Annotated in this window: 18 protein-coding genes; 6 read left to right on the top strand and 12 right to left on the bottom strand. The window is 72.3% G+C overall.

What is annotated here, in order from left to right; all coding sequences use genetic code 11:
* Positions 1 to 25: 25 nt before the first annotated feature.
* Both AMK10_RS02915 and AMK10_RS36490 read right to left on the bottom strand, forming a co-directional pair.
* The gene (locus AMK10_RS02915; protein ID WP_198959607.1) at positions 26 to 1,297 is read right to left on the bottom strand and encodes a metallophosphoesterase; all 1,272 of its coding nucleotides are present in this window, start codon (positions 1,295 to 1,297) and stop codon (positions 26 to 28) included.
* A 69-nt stretch (positions 1,298 to 1,366) separates the two neighbouring features.
* Positions 1,367 to 1,687: an SCO4848 family membrane protein gene (locus tag AMK10_RS36490; protein ID WP_107428361.1), complete on the bottom strand. Its 321-nt coding sequence runs from the start codon at positions 1,685 to 1,687 to the stop codon at positions 1,367 to 1,369.
* A gap of 121 nt (positions 1,688 to 1,808) precedes the next feature.
* Between AMK10_RS36490 and AMK10_RS02905 the strand changes: the two genes are divergently transcribed.
* Complete coding sequence (locus tag AMK10_RS02905) at positions 1,809 to 3,068, top strand: D-alanyl-D-alanine carboxypeptidase family protein (protein WP_073744442.1); 1,260 nt, start codon at positions 1,809 to 1,811, stop codon at positions 3,066 to 3,068.
* Here AMK10_RS02905 and AMK10_RS02900 read toward each other — a convergent pair.
* On the bottom strand, positions 3,016 to 4,005 hold the full coding sequence (locus AMK10_RS02900) for a YihY/virulence factor BrkB family protein (protein ID WP_073745987.1): 990 nt from the start codon (positions 4,003 to 4,005) through the stop codon (positions 3,016 to 3,018). The genes AMK10_RS02905 and AMK10_RS02900 overlap by 53 nt on opposite strands.
* 128 nt (positions 4,006 to 4,133) lie before the next feature.
* Between AMK10_RS02900 and AMK10_RS02895 the strand changes: the two genes are divergently transcribed.
* Together AMK10_RS02895 and AMK10_RS02890 are read left to right on the top strand one after the other, a co-directional pair.
* Positions 4,134 to 5,483, top strand: coding sequence for an FAD-binding oxidoreductase (locus AMK10_RS02895; protein WP_073744440.1), 1,350 nt, complete (start codon positions 4,134 to 4,136; stop codon positions 5,481 to 5,483).
* Positions 5,484 to 5,549: 66 nt separating this feature from the next.
* Positions 5,550 to 6,308, top strand: coding sequence for a decaprenylphospho-beta-D-erythro-pentofuranosid-2-ulose 2-reductase (locus AMK10_RS02890; protein ID WP_073744438.1), 759 nt, complete (start codon positions 5,550 to 5,552; stop codon positions 6,306 to 6,308).
* Between the two features lie 40 nt (positions 6,309 to 6,348).
* On the opposite strand, the gene AMK10_RS02885 is transcribed toward AMK10_RS02890, so the two are convergent.
* Complete coding sequence (locus tag AMK10_RS02885) at positions 6,349 to 6,939, bottom strand: 2'-5' RNA ligase family protein (protein WP_073744436.1); 591 nt, start codon at positions 6,937 to 6,939, stop codon at positions 6,349 to 6,351.
* 90 nt (positions 6,940 to 7,029) lie between these two features.
* Positions 7,030 to 8,043, bottom strand: coding sequence for a tryptophan--tRNA ligase (trpS, locus tag AMK10_RS02880; RefSeq protein ID WP_073744434.1), 1,014 nt, complete (start codon positions 8,041 to 8,043; stop codon positions 7,030 to 7,032).
* Positions 8,044 to 8,303: 260 nt separating this feature from the next.
* Between trpS and rocD the strand changes: the two genes are divergently transcribed.
* On the top strand, positions 8,304 to 9,509 hold the full coding sequence (rocD, locus tag AMK10_RS02875) for an ornithine--oxo-acid transaminase (protein WP_073744432.1): 1,206 nt from the start codon (positions 8,304 to 8,306) through the stop codon (positions 9,507 to 9,509).
* Positions 9,510 to 9,662: 153 nt separating this feature from the next.
* On the opposite strand, the gene AMK10_RS02870 is transcribed toward rocD, so the two are convergent.
* The 3 genes from AMK10_RS02870 to pdxR all read right to left on the bottom strand — a co-directional run bounded on the left by AMK10_RS02870 (position 9,663) and on the right by pdxR (position 12,674).
* A complete protein-coding gene (locus AMK10_RS02870) occupies positions 9,663 to 10,850 on the bottom strand; it encodes a glutathionylspermidine synthase family protein (protein ID WP_073744430.1) in 1,188 nt (395 codons plus the stop codon).
* A gap of 6 nt (positions 10,851 to 10,856) precedes the next feature.
* On the bottom strand, positions 10,857 to 11,132 hold the full coding sequence (locus AMK10_RS02865) for a hypothetical protein (RefSeq protein ID WP_073744428.1): 276 nt from the start codon (positions 11,130 to 11,132) through the stop codon (positions 10,857 to 10,859).
* A gap of 147 nt (positions 11,133 to 11,279) precedes the next feature.
* Positions 11,280 to 12,674: a MocR-like pyridoxine biosynthesis transcription factor PdxR gene (gene pdxR / locus AMK10_RS02860; RefSeq protein WP_073744426.1), complete on the bottom strand. Its 1,395-nt coding sequence runs from the start codon at positions 12,672 to 12,674 to the stop codon at positions 11,280 to 11,282.
* 47 nt (positions 12,675 to 12,721) lie between these two features.
* On the opposite strand from pdxR, the gene AMK10_RS02855 reads away from it, so the two are divergent.
* Positions 12,722 to 13,234 (top strand): carboxymuconolactone decarboxylase family protein, encoded by a 513-nt coding sequence (locus AMK10_RS02855; RefSeq protein WP_073744424.1) that lies wholly within the window; start codon positions 12,722 to 12,724, stop codon positions 13,232 to 13,234.
* 37 nt (positions 13,235 to 13,271) lie between these two features.
* Entirely contained in the window at positions 13,272 to 14,009 is a 738-nt protein-coding gene (locus AMK10_RS02850) for an isocitrate lyase/PEP mutase family protein (protein WP_073744422.1), read from the top strand.
* A 108-nt stretch (positions 14,010 to 14,117) separates the two neighbouring features.
* Here the strand turns inward: AMK10_RS02850 and AMK10_RS02845 are convergent, their stop codons facing one another.
* The 4 genes from AMK10_RS02845 to AMK10_RS02830 form a co-directional block, all read right to left on the bottom strand.
* On the bottom strand, positions 14,118 to 15,107 hold the full coding sequence (locus tag AMK10_RS02845; RefSeq protein ID WP_073744420.1) for a malate dehydrogenase: 990 nt from the start codon (positions 15,105 to 15,107) through the stop codon (positions 14,118 to 14,120).
* 179 nt (positions 15,108 to 15,286) lie between these two features.
* The gene (locus tag AMK10_RS02840; protein WP_073744418.1) at positions 15,287 to 16,318 is read right to left on the bottom strand and encodes an XRE family transcriptional regulator; all 1,032 of its coding nucleotides are present in this window, start codon (positions 16,316 to 16,318) and stop codon (positions 15,287 to 15,289) included.
* 458 nt (positions 16,319 to 16,776) lie between these two features.
* Positions 16,777 to 17,445 (bottom strand): DUF3017 domain-containing protein, encoded by a 669-nt coding sequence (locus tag AMK10_RS02835; RefSeq protein ID WP_073744416.1) that lies wholly within the window; start codon positions 17,443 to 17,445, stop codon positions 16,777 to 16,779.
* 19 nt (positions 17,446 to 17,464) lie between these two features.
* The gene (locus AMK10_RS02830; protein WP_073744414.1) at positions 17,465 to 18,343 is read right to left on the bottom strand and encodes a bifunctional methylenetetrahydrofolate dehydrogenase/methenyltetrahydrofolate cyclohydrolase; all 879 of its coding nucleotides are present in this window, start codon (positions 18,341 to 18,343) and stop codon (positions 17,465 to 17,467) included.
* Positions 18,344 to 18,392: the final 49 nt, after the last annotated feature.

Raw genomic sequence — 18,392 nt, 5'->3', positions numbered from 1 at the left:
GGCCCGGCCCGGTTCTTTGACCAGGTCATGCCTGGTGGGAGGCGAGTTGCACCACGGTGATGTCGGACGGAGCGCCCACGCGCACGGGCGGGCCCCAGGCTCCGGCACCCCGCGAGACGTACAACTGGGTATCTCCGTAACGCTCGTAGCCGGCGACGGTCGGATTCGCGAGCTCGGCGAGCAGATTGCCGGGCCAGAGCTGGCCGCCGTGGGTGTGGCCGGAGAGCTGGAGCCCGACCCCGTATGCGACGGCCTCGTCGATGACGACCGGCTGGTGGGCGAGGAGGACCGAGGCGCGGCTGCGGTCGCGGTCGCCGAGCGCGCGGGCGAAGTCGGGGCCCTGGCCCTCGCTCTCGCCCGCCACGTCGTTCACGCCCGCGAGATCGAAGCCGCTGATCTCGACGCGGGCGTTCTCCAGGGGGTGCAGACCCAGCTCTCGGACGTGGTCGACCCACTGCGCCGCACCCGAGAAGTACTCGTGGTTGCCGGTGACGAAGTAGCTGCCGTGGCGTGATTCCAGACGGGCCAGCGGTTCGGCGGCGGGGCCGAGGTCGGCCACGGAGCCGTCGACGAGGTCGCCGACGACGGCGACGAGATCCGGGCTCGTGGCGTTGATCGCGTCGACGATGCGCTGGGTGTGCGCGCGCCCCAGGATCGGGCCGAGGTGGATGTCGCTGACCACGGCGATACGGAAGCCGTGGGCTGATCGCGGCAGCCCGGCGAGCGGGACGGTGATCCGCTTGGTGCGGGGACCGCGCAGCACGCCGTACGTGCCGTTGGCGACGGTGCCGAGCCCGGCCAGGGCGGCGGCTCCGCCGACGGCGCGGGCCACGAACAGCCGGCGCGAGGGGTCGGCGACGGCCGGGGCGGCGGGGGCCTCGGCGCGGGGAGCGGTGTCGGTGCGGGTGCTGCCGGAGCCGGTGTCGGAGGCCGCGACGGCGGCCACGGTCCGCTCCTCGCTCACCGCGCCGTCGGCCCCGTCCTTGCGGGCCAGGAAGCGGCGCAGCAGGGGGCGCACGGCCTCCCCGACCAGCAGGGCGAGCGTCAGGTAGAGCAGGGCGGCCAGCCACAGATAGCCGGGCCAGGCCAGCACCTGCTGGAGCACGAAAGGGAAGCCGGAGCGGCTGGAGACGAGGGCTCCGACGGAGAGCAGGGGCAGCACGAAGGCCGCCACGGTGCCCACGCGACGCGCGAGGCTTCCGGGGAGCGTGGTGTCACCGACCAGCCGGCGCCACACATATCTGTGCACCCCGGCGAGCAGCGCGAGCACCGCCACCGCCACGAGCACGAAGACCACTACCACGTACGCTCCCCCGCTGAACCGATCCTGTCCGGACGTCCATCCGCGTCCGGCACGCCATCTGCCTTAGCGAACGCCTTCGCGAGCGGCTTCGTGCCCGGATCCGGGACCGGATTCGTGCCCGGCCTCCCGGCCGGCTCCCGAAGCGGCTTCACGGCGCAGGGCCCTGACACCGCGGAACCCGATGACGCCCACGGCCGTCCCCAGAAGAAACGACGTGACCGCGAGCAGCAGATGGACCCAGAAGTAGGCGGTCGGGTCGCCCGCGTCGTCGAACGCGAGCCCGCTGCCGTCCTTCCAGAGGTTCTTCACAAAGGTGACCCAGATGACCCAGCTCCATGCTCCGAAGACGAGCAGGAACCAGGAAACGGGGCGGCTGAGCTTCATGCCCCCAGTATCGCCGTCACCCCTGCGTAAGCTCGCACGGGGTGGGCTGTCCCGGCGGTGTGCACGGCGGGTCAGGCCATCCGGGTCCCGATACCCGTCAACGCCCTGTACGTTTCCGACCGTGCCTGCTCTGAAAAAGACCGTATTGACGGTCATCTCTGCTGCGTTGCTGTCCGTATCTGTCGTCAGTCCCGCAGGGGCGGCCGACAAGGACAAGACCGACGACAAACAGCCGAAGCCGACCGTTCCGATGTCGACCCTGGGCGGCGAGCGGCTGGGCAAGGTGGGTACCCAGGTCCAGCTGGGCCCCGGCGCCCCGGTGCTGCCCAAGAAACTCAGCGCGCGGTCGTGGATCGTCGCCGACGCGGAGAACGGCCAGGTGCTCGCGGCGCACAACGCGCACTGGCGGCTGCCGCCCGCCTCCACCCTGAAGATGCTCTTCGCCGACACGGTGCTGCCCGCCCTGCAGCCCAAGACCCTCACCCACATGGTGACCGAGGACGAGCTCGCCGGAGTGGGCGAGGGCAGCAGCCTGGTGGGCGTCAAGGAGGACCACACCTACACGGTCCACGACCTGTGGCTCGGTGTGTTCCTGCGCTCCGGCAACGACGCCGTGCACGTGCTGTCCGAGATGTACGGCGGCGTGCCCGCGACGGTCGCCGCGATGCAGCGGCACGCCGAGGAGCTTCAGGCCCTCGACACGAGGGTCGTCTCGCCCGACGGTTACGACGCCCCGAACCAGGTCTCCAGCGCGTACGACCTGACGCTGTTCGCCCGGAGCGGGATGCAGAAGGCCGACTTCCGCGAGTACGCGGCGACGGCGACCGCCGAGTTCCCCGGCGAGAAGAAGAAGGGCAAGAAGCGCGAGACCTTCGAGATCCAGAACACCAACCGACTGATCACCGGTGACATCGGAGTGGACCCGTACAAGGGCATCGCGGGGGTCAAGAACGGCTACACGACCCACGCGGGCAACACCTTCACGGGGATCGCCGAACGCGACGGGAAGGTCCTTCTGGTGACCGTCATGAACCCGTCGTCGGAGGAGAGCCACGCCGTCTACAAGGAGGCCGCGAGCCTGCTCGACTGGGGCTTCTCGGCCGGCGGCAAGGTGACCCCGGTCGGCGAGCTGGTGCCGCCGAAGTCCGCCGTGACCGACAGCGCGAAGGGCTCGGAGCCCGCGGCGGGCGCGGACAAGGCCGAGGGCAAGGGCAAGGAGGTACCGGCCACGACGGCGCACGCGGCAGCGGCCGGTACCAACGGGGTCTGGACCGCGCTGTCGGTCGCGGGCGGGGTGCTGGTGCTCCTGGCGGCCGGGGTGTTCCTGGTCAACCGGCGCTGGCCGCTGCCGGACCTGGTGCGCCGCCTTCCGCGTCGCTGACGCCCTTCCCACCGCCGTCGTTCGCGCTCCTCCCGTCCCCTCCGGGCCGCCCGTCCTCCTCGGGCTCCGCCTTCTCCGCGGGCTCCTCCTTGCTGGGCGTCGCCGTCCATGCGGCGCAGACCAGCAGCAGCTTGGCGCTGAAGTTGATCCACAGGAGGAGCGCGACCGGCACGCCGAAGGCGCCGTACATGCTCTTCGACGCGACGTCCCTCATATAGCTGCCGAGCAGCAGCTTGAGCAGTTCGAACCCGACCGCGCCGACCAGCCCGGCCACGATCAGACGGCGGCGCGGCGGCTCCACGCCCGGGAGCAGCGTCAGCAGGTAGAGCAGGATCAGGAAGTCCGCGAGGACCGCCACCACCACGGCGGCGGCCTGGAGCAGCATCCCGCCGGCGCCGTCCTCGGGGATGCCCAGCCGGTCGGCCGTCCAGCCGATGGCGGTCGAGGCGACGGTGGAGACGGCGAGCGTCGCGAGGACGGCGCCGCCGAGGCCGAACAGCAGACCGGCGTCCTTGAGCTTGCGGACGACCGGATTGCCCTCGTCCACGTCGTCCTTCTCCCACACGGCACGCAGGCAGTCCCTCATGGAGCCGACCCAGCCGATGCCGGTGAAGAGCAGCAGCGCACCGGCGACCACACCCACCGTGCCCGCGTGGGCCACGAGGTTGTCGATGCCGAGCTGGTCCGAGATGCCGGGCACCTGCTCGGCGAGCTTGTCCTCGATCGTGTCGAGCTGCGCCTGGGAGAGCAGCGCGGCGCCGATCGCGGCGCCCACCGCGATCAGCGGGAAGAGCGCGAGGAAGCTGAGAAAGGTGATCGCAGCGGCGAGCCTGCTCCAGTGGACCCGTTCCAGGGTCTCGTAGGAGCGCCAGGCGTGCGTCTCCATCAGCCGAGCGACGAGCGGCCCGATGACGGGAAGATTCTTCAGCCAGTCCATGACGTACGCGTACCCTTCCGGACGCGGAAAACCGGCGTCGGGGGCCTCCTGGATCAGCAATCACCCATTTCGGTGAGTGCTGTAACAAATCCCTCAAAAGGGTTTTCTCTGGCGATACGGTCACGACCATGTCTGTCGACACGGTGTCCTTGACCGGCTGGGGCCGCACCTCCCCGACGACCGCCGTGCGGTTCCGCCCCCGTACGTACGAGGACGCCGCCGTCGCGGTGCGGGGCCGCGGGCCCCGTGGTGTCGTCGCCCGGGGGCTGGGCCGCGCCCACGGTGACGCGGCACAGAACGCGGGCGGCTCCGTGGTCGACATGACGGCGCTGGACCGCATCCACACGGTCGACACCGTCGCGGGGACGGTGGTCTGCGACGCCGGGGTCAGCCTCCACCGGCTGATGGAGGCGCTGCTCCCGCTCGGCTGGTTCGTCCCGGTCACCCCGGCGACCCGCCATGTGACCGTCGGCGGGGCGATCGGCTCGGACGTCCACGGCAGGAACCACCCGTACTCCGGCTCCTTCACACGGCATGTGCGCTCCCTGGAGCTGCTGACCGCCGACGGCGGGGTCCGCACGGTCCTGCCGGGCACCGACCTGTTCGACGCGACGGCGGGTGGTCTGGGGCTGACCGGGGTGATCCTCTCCGCCACCCTCGCCCTGCGTCCCGTCACCACCTCGCTGATGTCGGTCGACACCGCGCGGGCGGCCGACCTGGACGAGGCGCTGGCGCGGCTCGCCGCGTGCGGGGCGAACACGCCGTACGCGGCGGCCCGGGTCGATCTGCTGGCACGCGGCAGGGCCACCGGACGCGCCGTCGTGACGAGGGGGGCGCATGTTCCTCTGGACGCGCTCCCGGCGCACGCCCGGCGCACAGCGCTCGCGTTCCGTCCCGGAGGCCTGCCGAAGGCCTCCGCGCTCCTGCCCGGGGGCCTGGCGGGACGGGTGGCCGAGGCGTTCCTGCACGAGCTCCGCCACCGGGGCACGCCCGCCGTACGGACCGGGGAGCTCCAGCGGATCTCCGCCTTCCTGCACCCGCTGGACGCCGCTCCCCGGTGGAGCCGCGCCCCGGGCCGTGGCGGCGTCCTCCAGTACCAGTTCACCCTCGGGCACGGCCACGAGGAGACCCTGCACCGCATCGTCCGGCAGATCGCCGCGCGCCGCTGTCCCGCCTTCCACGCCGTGCTCAAGAGGTTCGGCGAGGCGGGGCCCGGCTGGCTCTCGTTCCCCACGCCCGGCTGGACGCTCTCCTTCGGGCTGCCCGCCGGCCTGCCGGGCCTCGCGCGCCTGCTGGACGGGTTCGACGAGGAGGTGGCGGCAGCGGGCGGGCGGGTCTGCCTGGCGAAGGACGCGCGGCTGCGGCCCAGCCTGCTCGAAGTGATGTACCCCCGGCTGGCCTCCTTCCGGGCCCTGCGCCAGGAGCTGGACCCGACGGGGGCCTTCCGGTCCGACCTGTCCCGCCGTCTCGCGCTCTGATCCGCCGGGCGGCCCCGCCCGTCCGCTCCACCCCTCCCCACCGCTCTGCCAGCTAGGAGTCACCCCGTGAAGGACGCCTTCGGTGCCCCGCAGTCCCTGCTCATCCTCGGCGGCGCCTCGGAGATCGGGCTGGCCACCGCGCGACGGCTGATCGCCCGCCGCACCAGGACCGTGCGGCTGGCCGGGCGGCCGTCCCCCGGGCTGGAGCGGGCCGCCGCCGAGCTGCGCGAACTGGGCGCGGACGTCCGTACGGTCGCCTTCGACGCGCTGGACTCCGGTTCGCACGAGGAGGTGCTCGGGAAGCTCTTCACCGACGGCGACATCGACATGGTCCTGCTGGCCTTCGGTGTCCTGGGCGACCAGGCGCGCGACGAGGAGGAGCCGCTCTCCGCGGTCCGGGTGGCGCAGACCAACTACACGGGGGCGGTCTCGGCGGGCCTGGTGTGCGCCGGCGCACTCCAGGCGCAGGGGCACGGCTCACTGGTGGTGCTCTCGTCGGTGGCGGGCGAGCGGGCCCGGCGCGCCGACTTCATCTACGGCTCCAGCAAGGCGGGCCTGGACGTCTTCGCGCAGGGGCTGGGCGACGCGCTGCACGGGACCGGGGTGCACGTGATGGTCGTACGCCCCGGATTCGTGCGCTCACGCATGACGGCGGGGCGGGAGGAGGCACCGCTCGCGACCACCCCGGGCGCGGTCGCGGACGCGATCGTCACGGGGCTGCGGCGGCGCTCCGAGACGGTCTGGGTGCCCGGAGCGCTGCGTGTGGTGATGTCGGCCCTGCGGCATGTGCCGCGCCCGCTGTTCCGGCGGCTCCCGGTGCGCTAGGGAGCTCCCGAGGCGGGCAGGACCGGGCCGGTGCCGGGGCTCAGGGGTGCAGGGACGGCTGGTCCACGGAGCTGCCGCCCTGGGCCGGTACGGCGGGCGCGCCGCCGCCGGCCCCGAACGGGAACTCGTGGATCTTGCGCCAGACGCTGTCCGCGCCCTGTTCGTACAGCGCGAAGGAGGTGCAGGTCCAGGCCGCCTCGTACGAGGAGAGCTCCTCGTACGCGCGGTCCATCGCCTCCTCCGCGATGCCGTGCGCCACGGTCACATGCGGGTGGTACGGGAACTGGAGCTCGCGCACCAGGGGCCCCGAGGCGTCCCTGACCCGCTTCTGGAGCCAGGAGCAGGCCGAGGCGCCCTCGACGACCTGGACGTAGACGACCGGCGAGAGCGGGCGGAAGGTGCCCGTGCCGGAGAGCCGCATCGGGAAGGGGCGGCCGGCCGTGGCGATCTGGGCAAGATGCGCCTCGATCGCCGGCAGGTCGGCCGCCTCGGCCTCGGTGGGCGGGAGGAGGGTGACGTGGGTGGGGATGCCGTTCGCGGCAGGGTCCCCGAAGCTCGCGCGCCGCTCCTGGAGCAGGCTGCCGTAAGGCTCCGGGACCGCGATCGAAACGCCAAGCGTTACGGTCCCCACATCGTTCTCCTCAATCGTCGATGGTCGGTTTTCGGTCGTCCCGACGCCAGTGTGACCCCTGCGGCCGTGATCTCGCCAGGGTCCTTGGACTCAGTGCTTCGCGGGCAGAAGGCCCATCCGGTCGTAGGTCCGGGCGAGGGTCTCGGCGGCCACGGTCCTGGCCTTCTCGGCTCCCTTGGCGAGCAGGGCGTCCAGGGTCTCCGGGTCGTCCAGATATTCCTGGGTCCGCGTCCGGAACGGGGTGACGAACTCCACCATGACCTCGGCGAGGTCGGTCTTGAGCGCGCCGTAGCCCTTGCCCTCGTACTTCTGTTCAAGGTCGGCGACGGTGGTGCCGGTGAGGGTGGAGTAGATGCCCAGCAGGTTGCTGATCCCGGGCTTCTTCTCCGCGTCGAAGCGGATCACGGTGTCCGTGTCCGTCACGGCGCTCCTGACCTTCTTCGCGGTGGCCTTCGGGTCGTCCAGGAGGTTGATCAGGCCCTTCGGCGTGGACGCCGACTTGCTCATCTTGACGGCCGGGTCCTGGAGGTCGAAGATCTTCGCGGTCTCCTTGAGGATGTACGCGGCCGGGACGGTGAACGTCTCCCCGAAGCGGCCGTTGAACCGCTCGGCGAGGTCACGGGTGAGCTCGATGTGCTGGCGCTGGTCCTCACCGACCGGGACCTGGTTGGCCTGGTACAGCAGGATGTCGGCCACCTGGAGGACCGGGTAGGTGAAGAGGCCGACGGTCGCCCGGTCGGCTCCCTGCTTGGCGGACTTGTCCTTGAACTGCGTCATGCGGGACGCCTCGCCGAAGCCGGTGAGGCAGTTCATGATCCAGCCGAGCTGGGCGTGTTCGGGCACATGGCTCTGGACGAAGAGCGTGCAGCGCTCCGGGTCGAGACCTGCCGCCAGCAACTGGGCGGCGGCGAGCCGGGTGTTGGCGCGGAGTTCCTTCGGGTCCTGCGGAACGGTGATCGCGTGCAGGTCCACCACCATGTAGAACGCGTCGTGGGACTCCTGCAGCGCCACCCACTGGCGGACCGCACCGAGGTAGTTGCCGAGGTGGAACGAGCCTGCGGTGGGCTGGATTCCGGAGAGCACGCGGGGACGATCAGAGGCCATGCACTCATTGTCTCAGGTGTCGAACCGATCTCCGGCAGCCGGTGCGGGAAAGATGTGAGGACGGCGAGCGCCCCCGGCCCGGGCCCCCGCCACCGGCCGTGTGCGCCGGACGGTGTGACGAAGGAGACGGGAGAGACGCCCCCGTGGACGCGCCGTGCGGGGGCGCGCCGCGCGGCGCGAGGTTTCCCCGTCCCGGATCCGACCGACGATACAAAGTGGGCACCACCCCCCGCCCACGCCGCACGACGAACGGAGATCCCGTGTCGACCACGGAGAACGCCATCGCCTCCGCCGAGGCGCACAGCGCGCACAACTACCACCCGTTGCCGCTCGTCGTCGCCTCGGCGGACGGCGCCTGGATGACCGATGTCGAGGGCCGCAGATACCTCGACATGCTCGCCGGCTACTCGGCGCTGAACTTCGGGCACCGCAACCGGCGTCTGATCGACGCGGCCAAGGCCCAGCTGGAACGCGTGACGCTGACCTCACGGGCCTTCCACCACGACCGGTTCGCCGAGTTCTGTACGGAGCTGGCCGAGCTCTGCGGCATGGAGATGGTCCTGCCCATGAACACCGGGGCGGAGGCCGTGGAGACGGCGGTGAAGACGGCCCGGAAGTGGGGCTACCGCGTCAAGGGCGTGCCGGACGGCATGGCGAAGATCATCGTCGCCGCCGACAACTTCCACGGCAGGACGACCACGGTCATCAGCTTCTCCACGGACCACGAGGCACGGGCGGACTTCGGCCCGTACACCCCTGGTTTCGAGATCGTGCCGTACGGGGACCTCACCGCGCTCGCCGCCGCGATGACCGAGAACACCGTGGCCGTGCTGATGGAGCCGATCCAGGGCGAGGCCGGGGTGCTGGTCCCGCCGCCGGGCTATCTCGCCGGGGTGCGGGAGCTGACCCGCGAGCGGAACGTGCTGTTCCTCGCGGACGAGATCCAGTCGGGGCTGGGCCGCACGGGCCGGACCTTCGCGTGCGAGCACGAGGGCGTGGTGCCCGACATGTATGTGCTGGGCAAGGCGCTGGGCGGCGGCGTGGTGCCCGTGTCGGCCGTGGTGTCCTCCGCCGCGGTCCTGGGCGTCTACCGGCCGGGCGAGCACGGTTCCACGTTCGGCGGGAACCCGCTGGCCTGCGCAGTCGCCCTGGAGGTGATCGCGATGCTGCGCACCGGCGAGTTCCAGCAGCGCGCGACCGAGCTGGGTGATCTTCTCCACCGTGAGCTGGGACTGCTCGTCGGGGGCGGCGCCGTGGAGGCCGTGCGGGGCCGGGGGTTGTGGGCCGGGGTCGACATCGCCCCCGCGCTGGGGACGGGCCGGGAGATCTCGGAGAAGCTGATGGACCGCGGGGTGCTGGTCAAGGACACCCATGGCTCCACGATCCGGATCGCCCCGCCGCTGGTGATCAGCAAGGAGGACCTGGAATGGGGCCTGGACCAGCTGCGGGACGTGCTGGCCGGCTGAGCGGGCCCGGGCGCCCGGGCCGGTGGACGTGACCGGTGGGCCCGCCCGGGCCGGTGGACGTGACCGGTGGGCCCGCGGGGGCCCGTGGGCCCACCCGACGCCGCCCCGGAGCGGCGGGCCCACCGGAGCTGCGTCGGGTCTCCGCCGCCGGGCTCAGAGGATGACGTGGGGCAGGAAGCGGGCGTACTCGTCCGTGACCAGGCCCGACGACTCCCGGATGCCGAGCCCGGCGGCCTCGTCCCCGACCACCCAGGCGCCGAGCACCACACGGTTGCCCGAGAAGTCGGGCAGCGGTGCCAGTTCCTGGTAGCAGCAGGGTTCGTCGCGCGTCACCGGGGCGGCGCCCGGTTCGTGGACGGTGACGCCCGCGCCCTCCCGGCCGAGCAGGGGCTTGGAGACGTAACCCGCTCCGTCCGCGGCGGCCAGTTCGCGGGGGCCGTCGAGATAGGAGGGCAGCAGGTTGGGGTGGCCGGGGTAGAGCTCCCAGAGGATGGCCAGCAACGCCTTGTTGGAGAGCAGCATCTTCCAGGCGGGCTCGATCCAGCAGGTGCTGCCGGTGCCGCCGCCGTTGTCGAGGGTGTCCAGCACATGCGGTCCGAAGCGGTCCGTCGTCAGCCACTCCCACGGGTACAGCTTGAAGCAGCCGCGGATGAAGCGGAGCCGCTCGTCGACGAAGCGGCGGGACAGCCTGTCCCAGCCGATCCGTTCCACGGAGAGCGCCTCGGTCTCGATCCCGGCCTGCGCGGCGGTCTCCCGCAGATACGCGACCGTCATGAGGTCCTCGCCCAGCTCGTCGCCGTCCGAGTGCGCGAAGTACAGGGGTCCCGGCGGCAGCAGGGGCGCCTGCCGCTTCCAGGCGTCGACGAGACGCTCGTGCAGGGAGTTCCACTGGTCGGCGCCGGGGAAGCGCTCCTCCATCCAGAACCACTGGGGGCTGGCCGCCTCCACCAGTGAGGTGGGGGTGTCCGCGTTGTACTCCAGCATCTTGGCCGGGCCGGTCCCGTCGTACCGCAGGTCGAACCGCCCGTACAGGGACGGCAGTTCGGCACGGCGACGCCAGGACTGGCCGACCAGGTGCGCCAGCCTGGGGTCGGTGATGCCGAGCTCGGCGAAGCGGTCGTGCTCGACGATGTGCGCGGCGGCTGCCAGGCACATCGCGTGGAGCTCCTCCACGACCTCTTCGAGCGCCTCCACCTCGGGCAGCGAGAAGACGTAGTAGGCGCTCTCGTCCCAGTAGGGGCGGAGAGTTCCGTCCGGGTAGCGGGTCAGGGGGTAGATCAGCCCCTGCTCCTCGACGGTCTCCTGCCAGCCGGCCCGCGGCTCGGTGGTGCGGCGTTCCATGGGGTCTCAGCCGCCGCTGGAGCCGGAGGAGCCGAATCCGCCCCGGTCGACGGCCGACTTGTCGAAGCTGCCGCCGGAGACACGGTTCTTGCTGCTGCTGCCGCCGTAGTAGTACTTGCCGCTGCCGCTGCTGTCCTCGCACTCGTACGTCGGCAGGATCTCCCGGGTCACCGGGTCGACGCACCGCTCGTCCGGTTCCGATCCGCACGCGGTGAGCGTCGCGGCGAGTACGCCCATGCCGCCGAGCACCACGGTGCCCGACCTCAGCTTGCGCCTGTCCATGTTCTGTTCTCCCCCGTCGTATCCACGAGCCGGTGCCCGTCCGTCTGCGAACCGTCAGTCAGATTAGATGCCTCACTCACTCGGCTGAAACCGGGTGCCCCGAACGCCTCCCGCATATCCGGACATCGCCTCCCACGGGGAGTGGCCCTAGGGGAGCACCCGGCAGAGCGCGTCCAGCGCCCCCGCCCAGCCGCTGTCGGACGGTGTGCCGTAGCCGATGACCAGTCCGTCGCGGCCCGGCTCCGCGTCCCGGTGCCTGAAGCGGGCGAGCCGCTCCAGCGCGAGCCCCTGCCAGGTGGCCGCCTGGACCACCGACTGCTCGGTGCCCTCGGGGAGTTCGAGCACGGCGTGCAGCCCCGCCGCGATGCCGCTCACCCGGAAGTCCGGCGCCCGCTCGGCGAGCGCGTCCACGAGCTGGTCACGGCGGCGGCGGTAGCGCAGCCGCATGGCCCGCACATGCCGGTCGTACGCCCCCGACCTGATGAACTCGGCGAGGGTGAGCTGGTCCGGCGTGGCGGACATCCACTCCCGGCCGCCCTTCGCGTCGCACACCTCGTCCACCAGGGCTTCCGGCAGGACCATCCATGCCAGCCGGAGCCCCGGCGCCAGCGACTTGCTGGCGGTGCCCAGGTAGACGACCCGTTCGGGATCGAGCCCCTGGAGCGCGCCCACCGGCTGGCGGTCGTAGCGGAACTCGCCGTCGTAGTCGTCCTCCAGGATCAGTCCGCCGGAGGAGCGCGCCCAGTCGACCGCCGCGGCCCGCCGGCCGGGGTGGAGCGGGACCCCCGTGGGGAACTGGTGGGCAGGGGTCAGCAGCACCGCGCCCACCCCGGCCGCCCCTCCCAGCTCGCCGGTCCTGGCCCCGTGCGCGTCCACCGGGAGGCACGGGGTGCTCAGCCCGGCCTCCACCAGGAGGTTCCAGTGGATGTCGAGCCCGTACGACTCGACGGCCGCGGCCCGCACCCCGTGGCGCCGCAGCACCTTCCCCATCAGCGCGAGCCCGTCGACGAAGCCGGAGCAGACCACGATGCGCTCCGGGTCCGCGTACACCCCGCGCGCCCGCGCCAGATAGTCCGCCAGCGCGGTACGGAGCTCGACGCGGCCCCGCGGATCGTCGTAGCCGAAGGCCGCGTCGGGTGCGGCGGTCAGCGCGCGCCTGGCCGCCTTCAGCCACTCGGCGCGCGGGAAGGAGGAGACGTCGGGGGAGCCCGGCATCAGATTGTGGGCGGGCCGCCGCCGCACCGGCCTGGACCGGGCCCCCGCCGCCGGTGCGGCGGCGGCCCGCCGGGCGACCCTGGTCCCCGAGCCCTGCCGCGCGGTGAGCCAGCCCTCCGCCACCAGCTCGGCGTAGGCGTCGGCCACGGTGTTGCGCGCGACGCCCAGATCGGCGGCGAGCGTGCGGGACGAGGGCAGCCTGGTGCCGGGCGCCAGCCGGCCGGTGCGCACGGCCTCCCGCAGCGCGTTCATCAGTCCACTGCGCAGGCCGGCGCCGACCGGTTCGATGTGCAGGTCCGCGCCGAAAGCGGCCCAGGAATCTGTCATGGAAATGGACCATACCGGTGTGCCACCCGGCGGTTAGCTTCGTAGGCATGACGACGCAGACACACTCCACCGCCCCCACCGACCGCGCCCCCGAGCACCCCGCCCGCCTCGAGTGGGCGAAGCTCGCTCCCGAGGTCTACAAGGCCATGGTCCGGCTGGACGCCGCGGCCCGTAAGGGAATCGACCCGACGCTGCTGGAGCTCGTGAAGATCCGCGCCTCGCAGCTCAACCACTGCGCGCTCTGCCTGGACATGCACACGAAGGACGCCCTCGCCGCGGGCGAGTCCGTCGAGCGGATCATCCAGCTCAGCGCCTGGCAGGAGTCGCACCACTTCTACACGGAGAAGGAGCTCGCGGCGATCGAGCTGACGGAGGCCGTGACGGTCCTGACCGACGGTTTCGTCCCCGACGAGGTGTACGCCGCTGCCGCCGCCCACTTCGAGGAGGCCGAGCTCGCCCAGCTGATCGCCACGATCACGGTGATCAACGCCTGGAACCGCTTCGGCGTGACCTGCCGGCTGGCCCCCGGGCACTACACGCCCGGCTCCCTCGGCCACTGAGCCGTCCCGCCCCTGCCCCTCCAGCCCCGGAGCCCCGATGAACGAGCCCGTGTCCGTCTTCCGCGCGCTGCACCACGGCCGTCCCACGGGCGACCCGCTGGTCCTGCCGGGCCCGTGGGACGTCCCGAGCGCCCTGGCGTTCGAGGACGCCGGTTTCCCCGCCCTCGCGACACCGAGCGCGGGCATCGCGGCCTCCCTCGGACACACCGACGGGCGGACCCCGGCCGCGGAGATGTTCGCGGCGGTGGCCCGGATCGCCCGGGCCGTGTCCGTGCCGGTGTCGGCCGACATCGAGGCCGGCTACGGCCTCGCCCCACAGGAGCTCGTCGAACGCCTCCTGGAGGCGGGGGCGGTCGGCTGCAATCTGGAGGACTCCGTCGACGGGGTGCTCGTCGCCCCCCGGCGGCAGGCCGACCGGCTCGCGGAGGTCCGCGCCGCGGCGGGCGGACGGCTCTTCGTCAACGCCCGCGTCGACACGTACATCCACGGTGATCCGGCCGCCACGGACGTGGCCGGCGACACGGTCGCCCGCGCCCTGCTCTACGCGGAGGCCGGCGCGGACTGCGTCTACCCGATCATGGCCCCGGGCGAGGTGCTCGCCCGGGTGGCCGCAGCGGTGCCGGTCCCGCTCAACGCCCTCGGCTCGCCCGAGGGTCCCGACACGGCCCGGCGGCTCGGGGAGCTGGGCGCGGCGCGGATCACCTTCGGTCCCCAGTTGCAGCGCGCGGCGGCGCAGGCCGTGCGTGGGCTCGCCGACCGGCTGCTGGGGCTCTGACCCGGCGTACGGAATGCGCCGGCAGCGCACATGAGGGCGCCCCCCGCGGCAGATGCCGTCGGGGGGCGCCCTCATGACGTCCGGGTCCGGCCGGTGGCCGGGAGCCGGTCAGATCAGGCCGAGCTCGCGGACCGCGTCGCGCTCCTCGGTGAGCTCCTTCACCGACGCGTCGATGCGCGCACGGGAGAACTCGTTGATGTCCAGGCCCTGGACGATCTCGTACTTGCCGTCCTTCGTGGTGACCGGGAAGGAGGAGATGATGCCCTCGGGCACGCCGTAGGAGCCGTCCGACGGGATACCCATCGAGGTCCAGTCGCCGGCGGCGGTGCCGTTGACCCAGGTGTGCACGTGGTCGATGGCGGCGTTGGCGGCGGAGGCGGCCGAGGACGCGCCACGGGCCTCGATGATCGCGGCGCCGCGCTTGGCGACGGTCGGGATGAAGGTGTCGGCCAGCCATGCCTCGTCGTTGACGACCTCGGCGGCGTTCTTGCCGGCGATCTCCGCGTGGAAGATGTCCGGGTACTGGGTCGCCGAGTGGTTGCCCCAGATCGTCAGGCGCTTGATGTCGGAGACGGCGGCACCGGTCTTGGCGGCCAGCTGCGAGATCGCGCGGTTGTGGTCGAGGCGGGTCATCGCGGTGAAGCGCTCGGCCGGTACGTCCGGGGCCGCGGCCTGCGCGATGAGGGCGTTGGTGTTGGCCGGGTTGCCGACGACGAGGACCTTGATGTCGTCCGCGGCGTTGTCGTTGATGGCCTTGCCCTGGGGCTTGAAGATGCCGCCGTTGGCCGAGAGCAGGTCGCCGCGCTCCATGCCCTTCGTGCGCGGGCGTGCGCCGACCAGGAGGGCGACGTTGGCACCGGCGAAGCCGACGTTGGGGTCGTCGGTGATCTCGATGTTGCGCAGCAGCGGGAAGGCGCAGTCGTCGAGCTCCATCGCGGTGCCCTCTGCGGCCTTCAGGCCCTGCGGGATCTCGAGGAGTCGGAGGTTGACCGGCACATCCGGGCCGAGCAGGTGGCCGGAGGCGATGCGGAAGAGCAGCGCGTAGCCGATCTGGCCGGCTGCGCCGGTCACGGTGACATTCACGGGAGTGCGGGTCATGGCGATCTCCGTTAGACAGCTGGCGGTGGGGGTCCCTGCCCCTGGTGCTGGATACCCCTGAATCTTGACGTGAAGAGATATCCAGCGGTCAGGCTATCCGACCCGCGCCGTCCCGGCTGCCCGCCCCCCTGTGGCACCGCACACAGCCGGTTACGTACCGCAATCCTCCGCGGGCCCTCCTACTCCGGAACGGTGCAGCCGGTCGCCCCCGAGGCGAGCGTCGCGCAGGCCTCGGCGTCGGAGGCCCGCTCCACGGCGACCATCGGGGTGTACGCGTCGGCGTCGGCGTCGACCGTGCCCTCCTGCTCCGCCCGGCCCGCGGTGATCCGGACGGTGTCGCCCGGCGAAGCCCGGGTGATGCGGGCCCATGCCGCCCCGCAGGTCTCGCTGTAGCGGACCTCGACGAGCCCGCCACCGACCGTGACCCTGGCGACCGTACCGGCGAACTGGCCGCCGCAGCCCATGGCTTCCGGGTCCTGCCCGGTGCAGTCGGCGCCCTCGCACCCGATTCCGGCGGGCAGTTCCGGCTCGCTGCCGGCGGGCCGCGCGGACGGCGTGGCCGCCGCCGCGCCGGTGCCGTCCTCACCGCCGCCCAGATCGGTGAGGAGGACGGCACCGGCTATCAGCATGAGGGCGCCCACGGTCCCCGTGAGGAACAGCGTCACCTTGCGCCGCCCGCCGCCCGGACGGCCCCCGTTGTCCGGTGCGGCCCCGGGCAGGGGCTGCTGCGGATTCCGCGGAGCGGCGCCGCGCTGCACGGGGACGGACGGCGGACGGCCCGCGTCGCGCCCCTCTCCCCCGGGCGCCTCGGCGGTGGAGACGCCCGTGCCGGCTGCGGCCCGCCCGGCCGCCAGGGGGGCGGCGGCGACCCCGGCCTCGCCGAGCGCCGCACGCGCCTGGGAGATCCTGATGGCCTCCATCGTCATGTCGTGGCGCATCTCCGAGCGGCTCCAGGCGCGTTCGGCCAGCTCCCACATGGTCGTCAGATGGTGCTGCGGGGTGCCCGTCGCCTCGGCGAGCGCGACGATCGCCCCCTTGGGCGCGAGCAGCCTGCCGTTCAAGTACCGCTCCCACGACGTCTTGCTGTAACCCGTGCGGTCGGCGACCGCGGCCAGGCTGAGTCCGCTGCGGTCCACCAGTGCGCGCAGCCGGCCGGCGAACTCCCGCACCTGCGGATCGAGTTCTTCCGGTAGCGCCTTCCAACGAGGCATTGCCTTCCCCCCAGTCGATTCCCCTGGGGCGTTCCCCGGCGCACCCCCGTTCCCCGGCGCCGGACCCTCCCCCTGGCGTCCGGAACGACGGTCGCTCGCTCCGGGCTACCCAGAAGGATGCATGGACCCAGGCTGCCAGTTCCGGACAAAGGGGCGCACGGGTGCATTCCGTATGAGCGCGTTCTCCGTAGTGCGCCGTAGAACGTACCGAGCGGATGCCCGTCGTTGCGTGACGATCACACGATGGCGGAATGGTCACTTCCGTGCCACAGCCGCCAGGCGGCTCTTGAACCGGAACCTCATGTCCATGACGCTTGTTCCAGGACAGGGCAAGGCCGCTCAACCCACCCCATTCCGGTGCTTCTTGCGCCGGTGTGCCCGGTCCGGTGTCCGTCCCTTCTCGGGGGAGGGGACGGACACCTCCTTCTTCTCTCCGGACGGGCCCGAGCCGCCGGGAGCTAGCGGATCGTGAAGTGGACCGCGTCCTGGAGGAACGGGACGTCCAGCCAGGGCTTGGGCTGCGCCATCAGCGCGAGCAGCACGATCAGCGTTCCCATCAGGCCGTACGTGACGAGGTCCGTGAACCGGGACCGCACGGCGAGCATCCCGACGGAGGGGACCACCCAGCGCAGCACCGCGCCCACGAGCAGGGCGGCACCCATCAGCATCGCGCCGATCCTGAACGCCTCGGCGAACGGGTCGGTCCCCACGATCAGCAGCCCGGCGCCCGCGGTGCAGAGCACGGTGAGCAGCGGCCACTGCCGCGCGGGCGCGGGGGCGTCCCCCGGTGCCGCACGGCCGCCGCCCTCGGGGCGCGCGGTGTCGTGGGTCAGCGAGAAGCGGCGCGAGGGCGCCCAGGTCGAACCGCTGCCCCCGCCCTCCGCATCGGCCCCGCCGGCTTCGGCGGTCCCTTCCGCTTCGGTGGTCCCGTCCGCTCCGCCGGCGTCCGCGGCCTCTGCCGGCGCCACGCCGTCCACCGCGGTCACGGTCTCCTCCGCCATCCCGGCCTCCCCGGACGTTCCGGTCTCCTCGCGCGCCTCGGCGGCCTTCCCGGACACGGGCGTTCCCGCCTCGTCGGCGGGCCCGTCCGTGTGCGTGGCGTCCGCCGGATTCGCACCAGCACCCATGCCGTCTCCCCGGTCCGGGTCAGCCGGCGGACGCGGCGGAGGCCTCGGCGGCGGCGCGCTCGGCCGCCTCGACCACGTTGACGAGCAGCTGGGCGCGGGTCATGGGGCCGACGCCGCCCGGGTTCGGGGCGACCCAGGCCGCGACCTCGGCGACACCCGGGTGGACATCGCCGACGATCTTGCCGTTCTCGTCGCGGCTGACGCCGACGTCGAGCACGGCGGCGCCCGGCTTCACGTCCTCGGGCTTGATCAGGTGCGGCACTCCGGCGGCCGCGACGATGATGTCGGCCTGGCGCAGGTGCGCCGAGAGGTCACGGGTGCCGGTGTGGCACTGGGTGACGGTCGCGTTCTCCGACTTGCGCGTCAGCAGCAGCGGGAGCGGCCGGCCGATGGTGACGCCGCGGCCGACGACGACCACATGGGCGCCGTTGATCTCGACGCCGTGGCGGCGGAGCAGGGTCACGACACCCTGCGGGGTGCAGGGCAGCGGGCCGGTCTCGTTGAGCACGAGCTTGCCCAGGCTCATCGGGTGCAGCCCGTCCGCGTCCTTCGCCGGGTCCATCAGCTCCAGGATGCGGTTGGTGTCGATCCCCTTGGGGAGCGGGAGTTGCACGATGTAGCCCGTGCAGTCCGGGTTGGCGTTGAGCTCCCGTACGACCTCCTCGATCTCCTCCTGGGTGGCGGTGTCGGGGAGTTCGCGCTGGATCGAGCCCATGCCGACCTGGGCGCAGTCACGGTGCTTGCCGTTCACGTACCAGCGGCTGCCCGGGTCGTCCCCGACGAGCAGGGTTCCCAGGCCGGGGGTGATGCCCTGTGCCTTGAGGGCCGCCACGCGGACGGTCAGATCGGACTTGATCGCAGCTGCGGTGGCCTTGCCATCGAGAATCTGGGCAGTCATGACCCCATCTTCGCGGATGACCTGCCCCGCATACCAATTGCGGGTGCCT

Origin of the sequence: Streptomyces sp. CB02058 (assembly GCF_001905505.1) — a bacterium.
Taxonomy (GTDB): Bacteria; Actinomycetota; Actinomycetes; order Streptomycetales; family Streptomycetaceae; genus Streptomyces.
The sequence above is the reverse complement of the archived record's forward strand: the minus strand, read 5'-3'. Positions and strand labels throughout refer to the sequence as shown.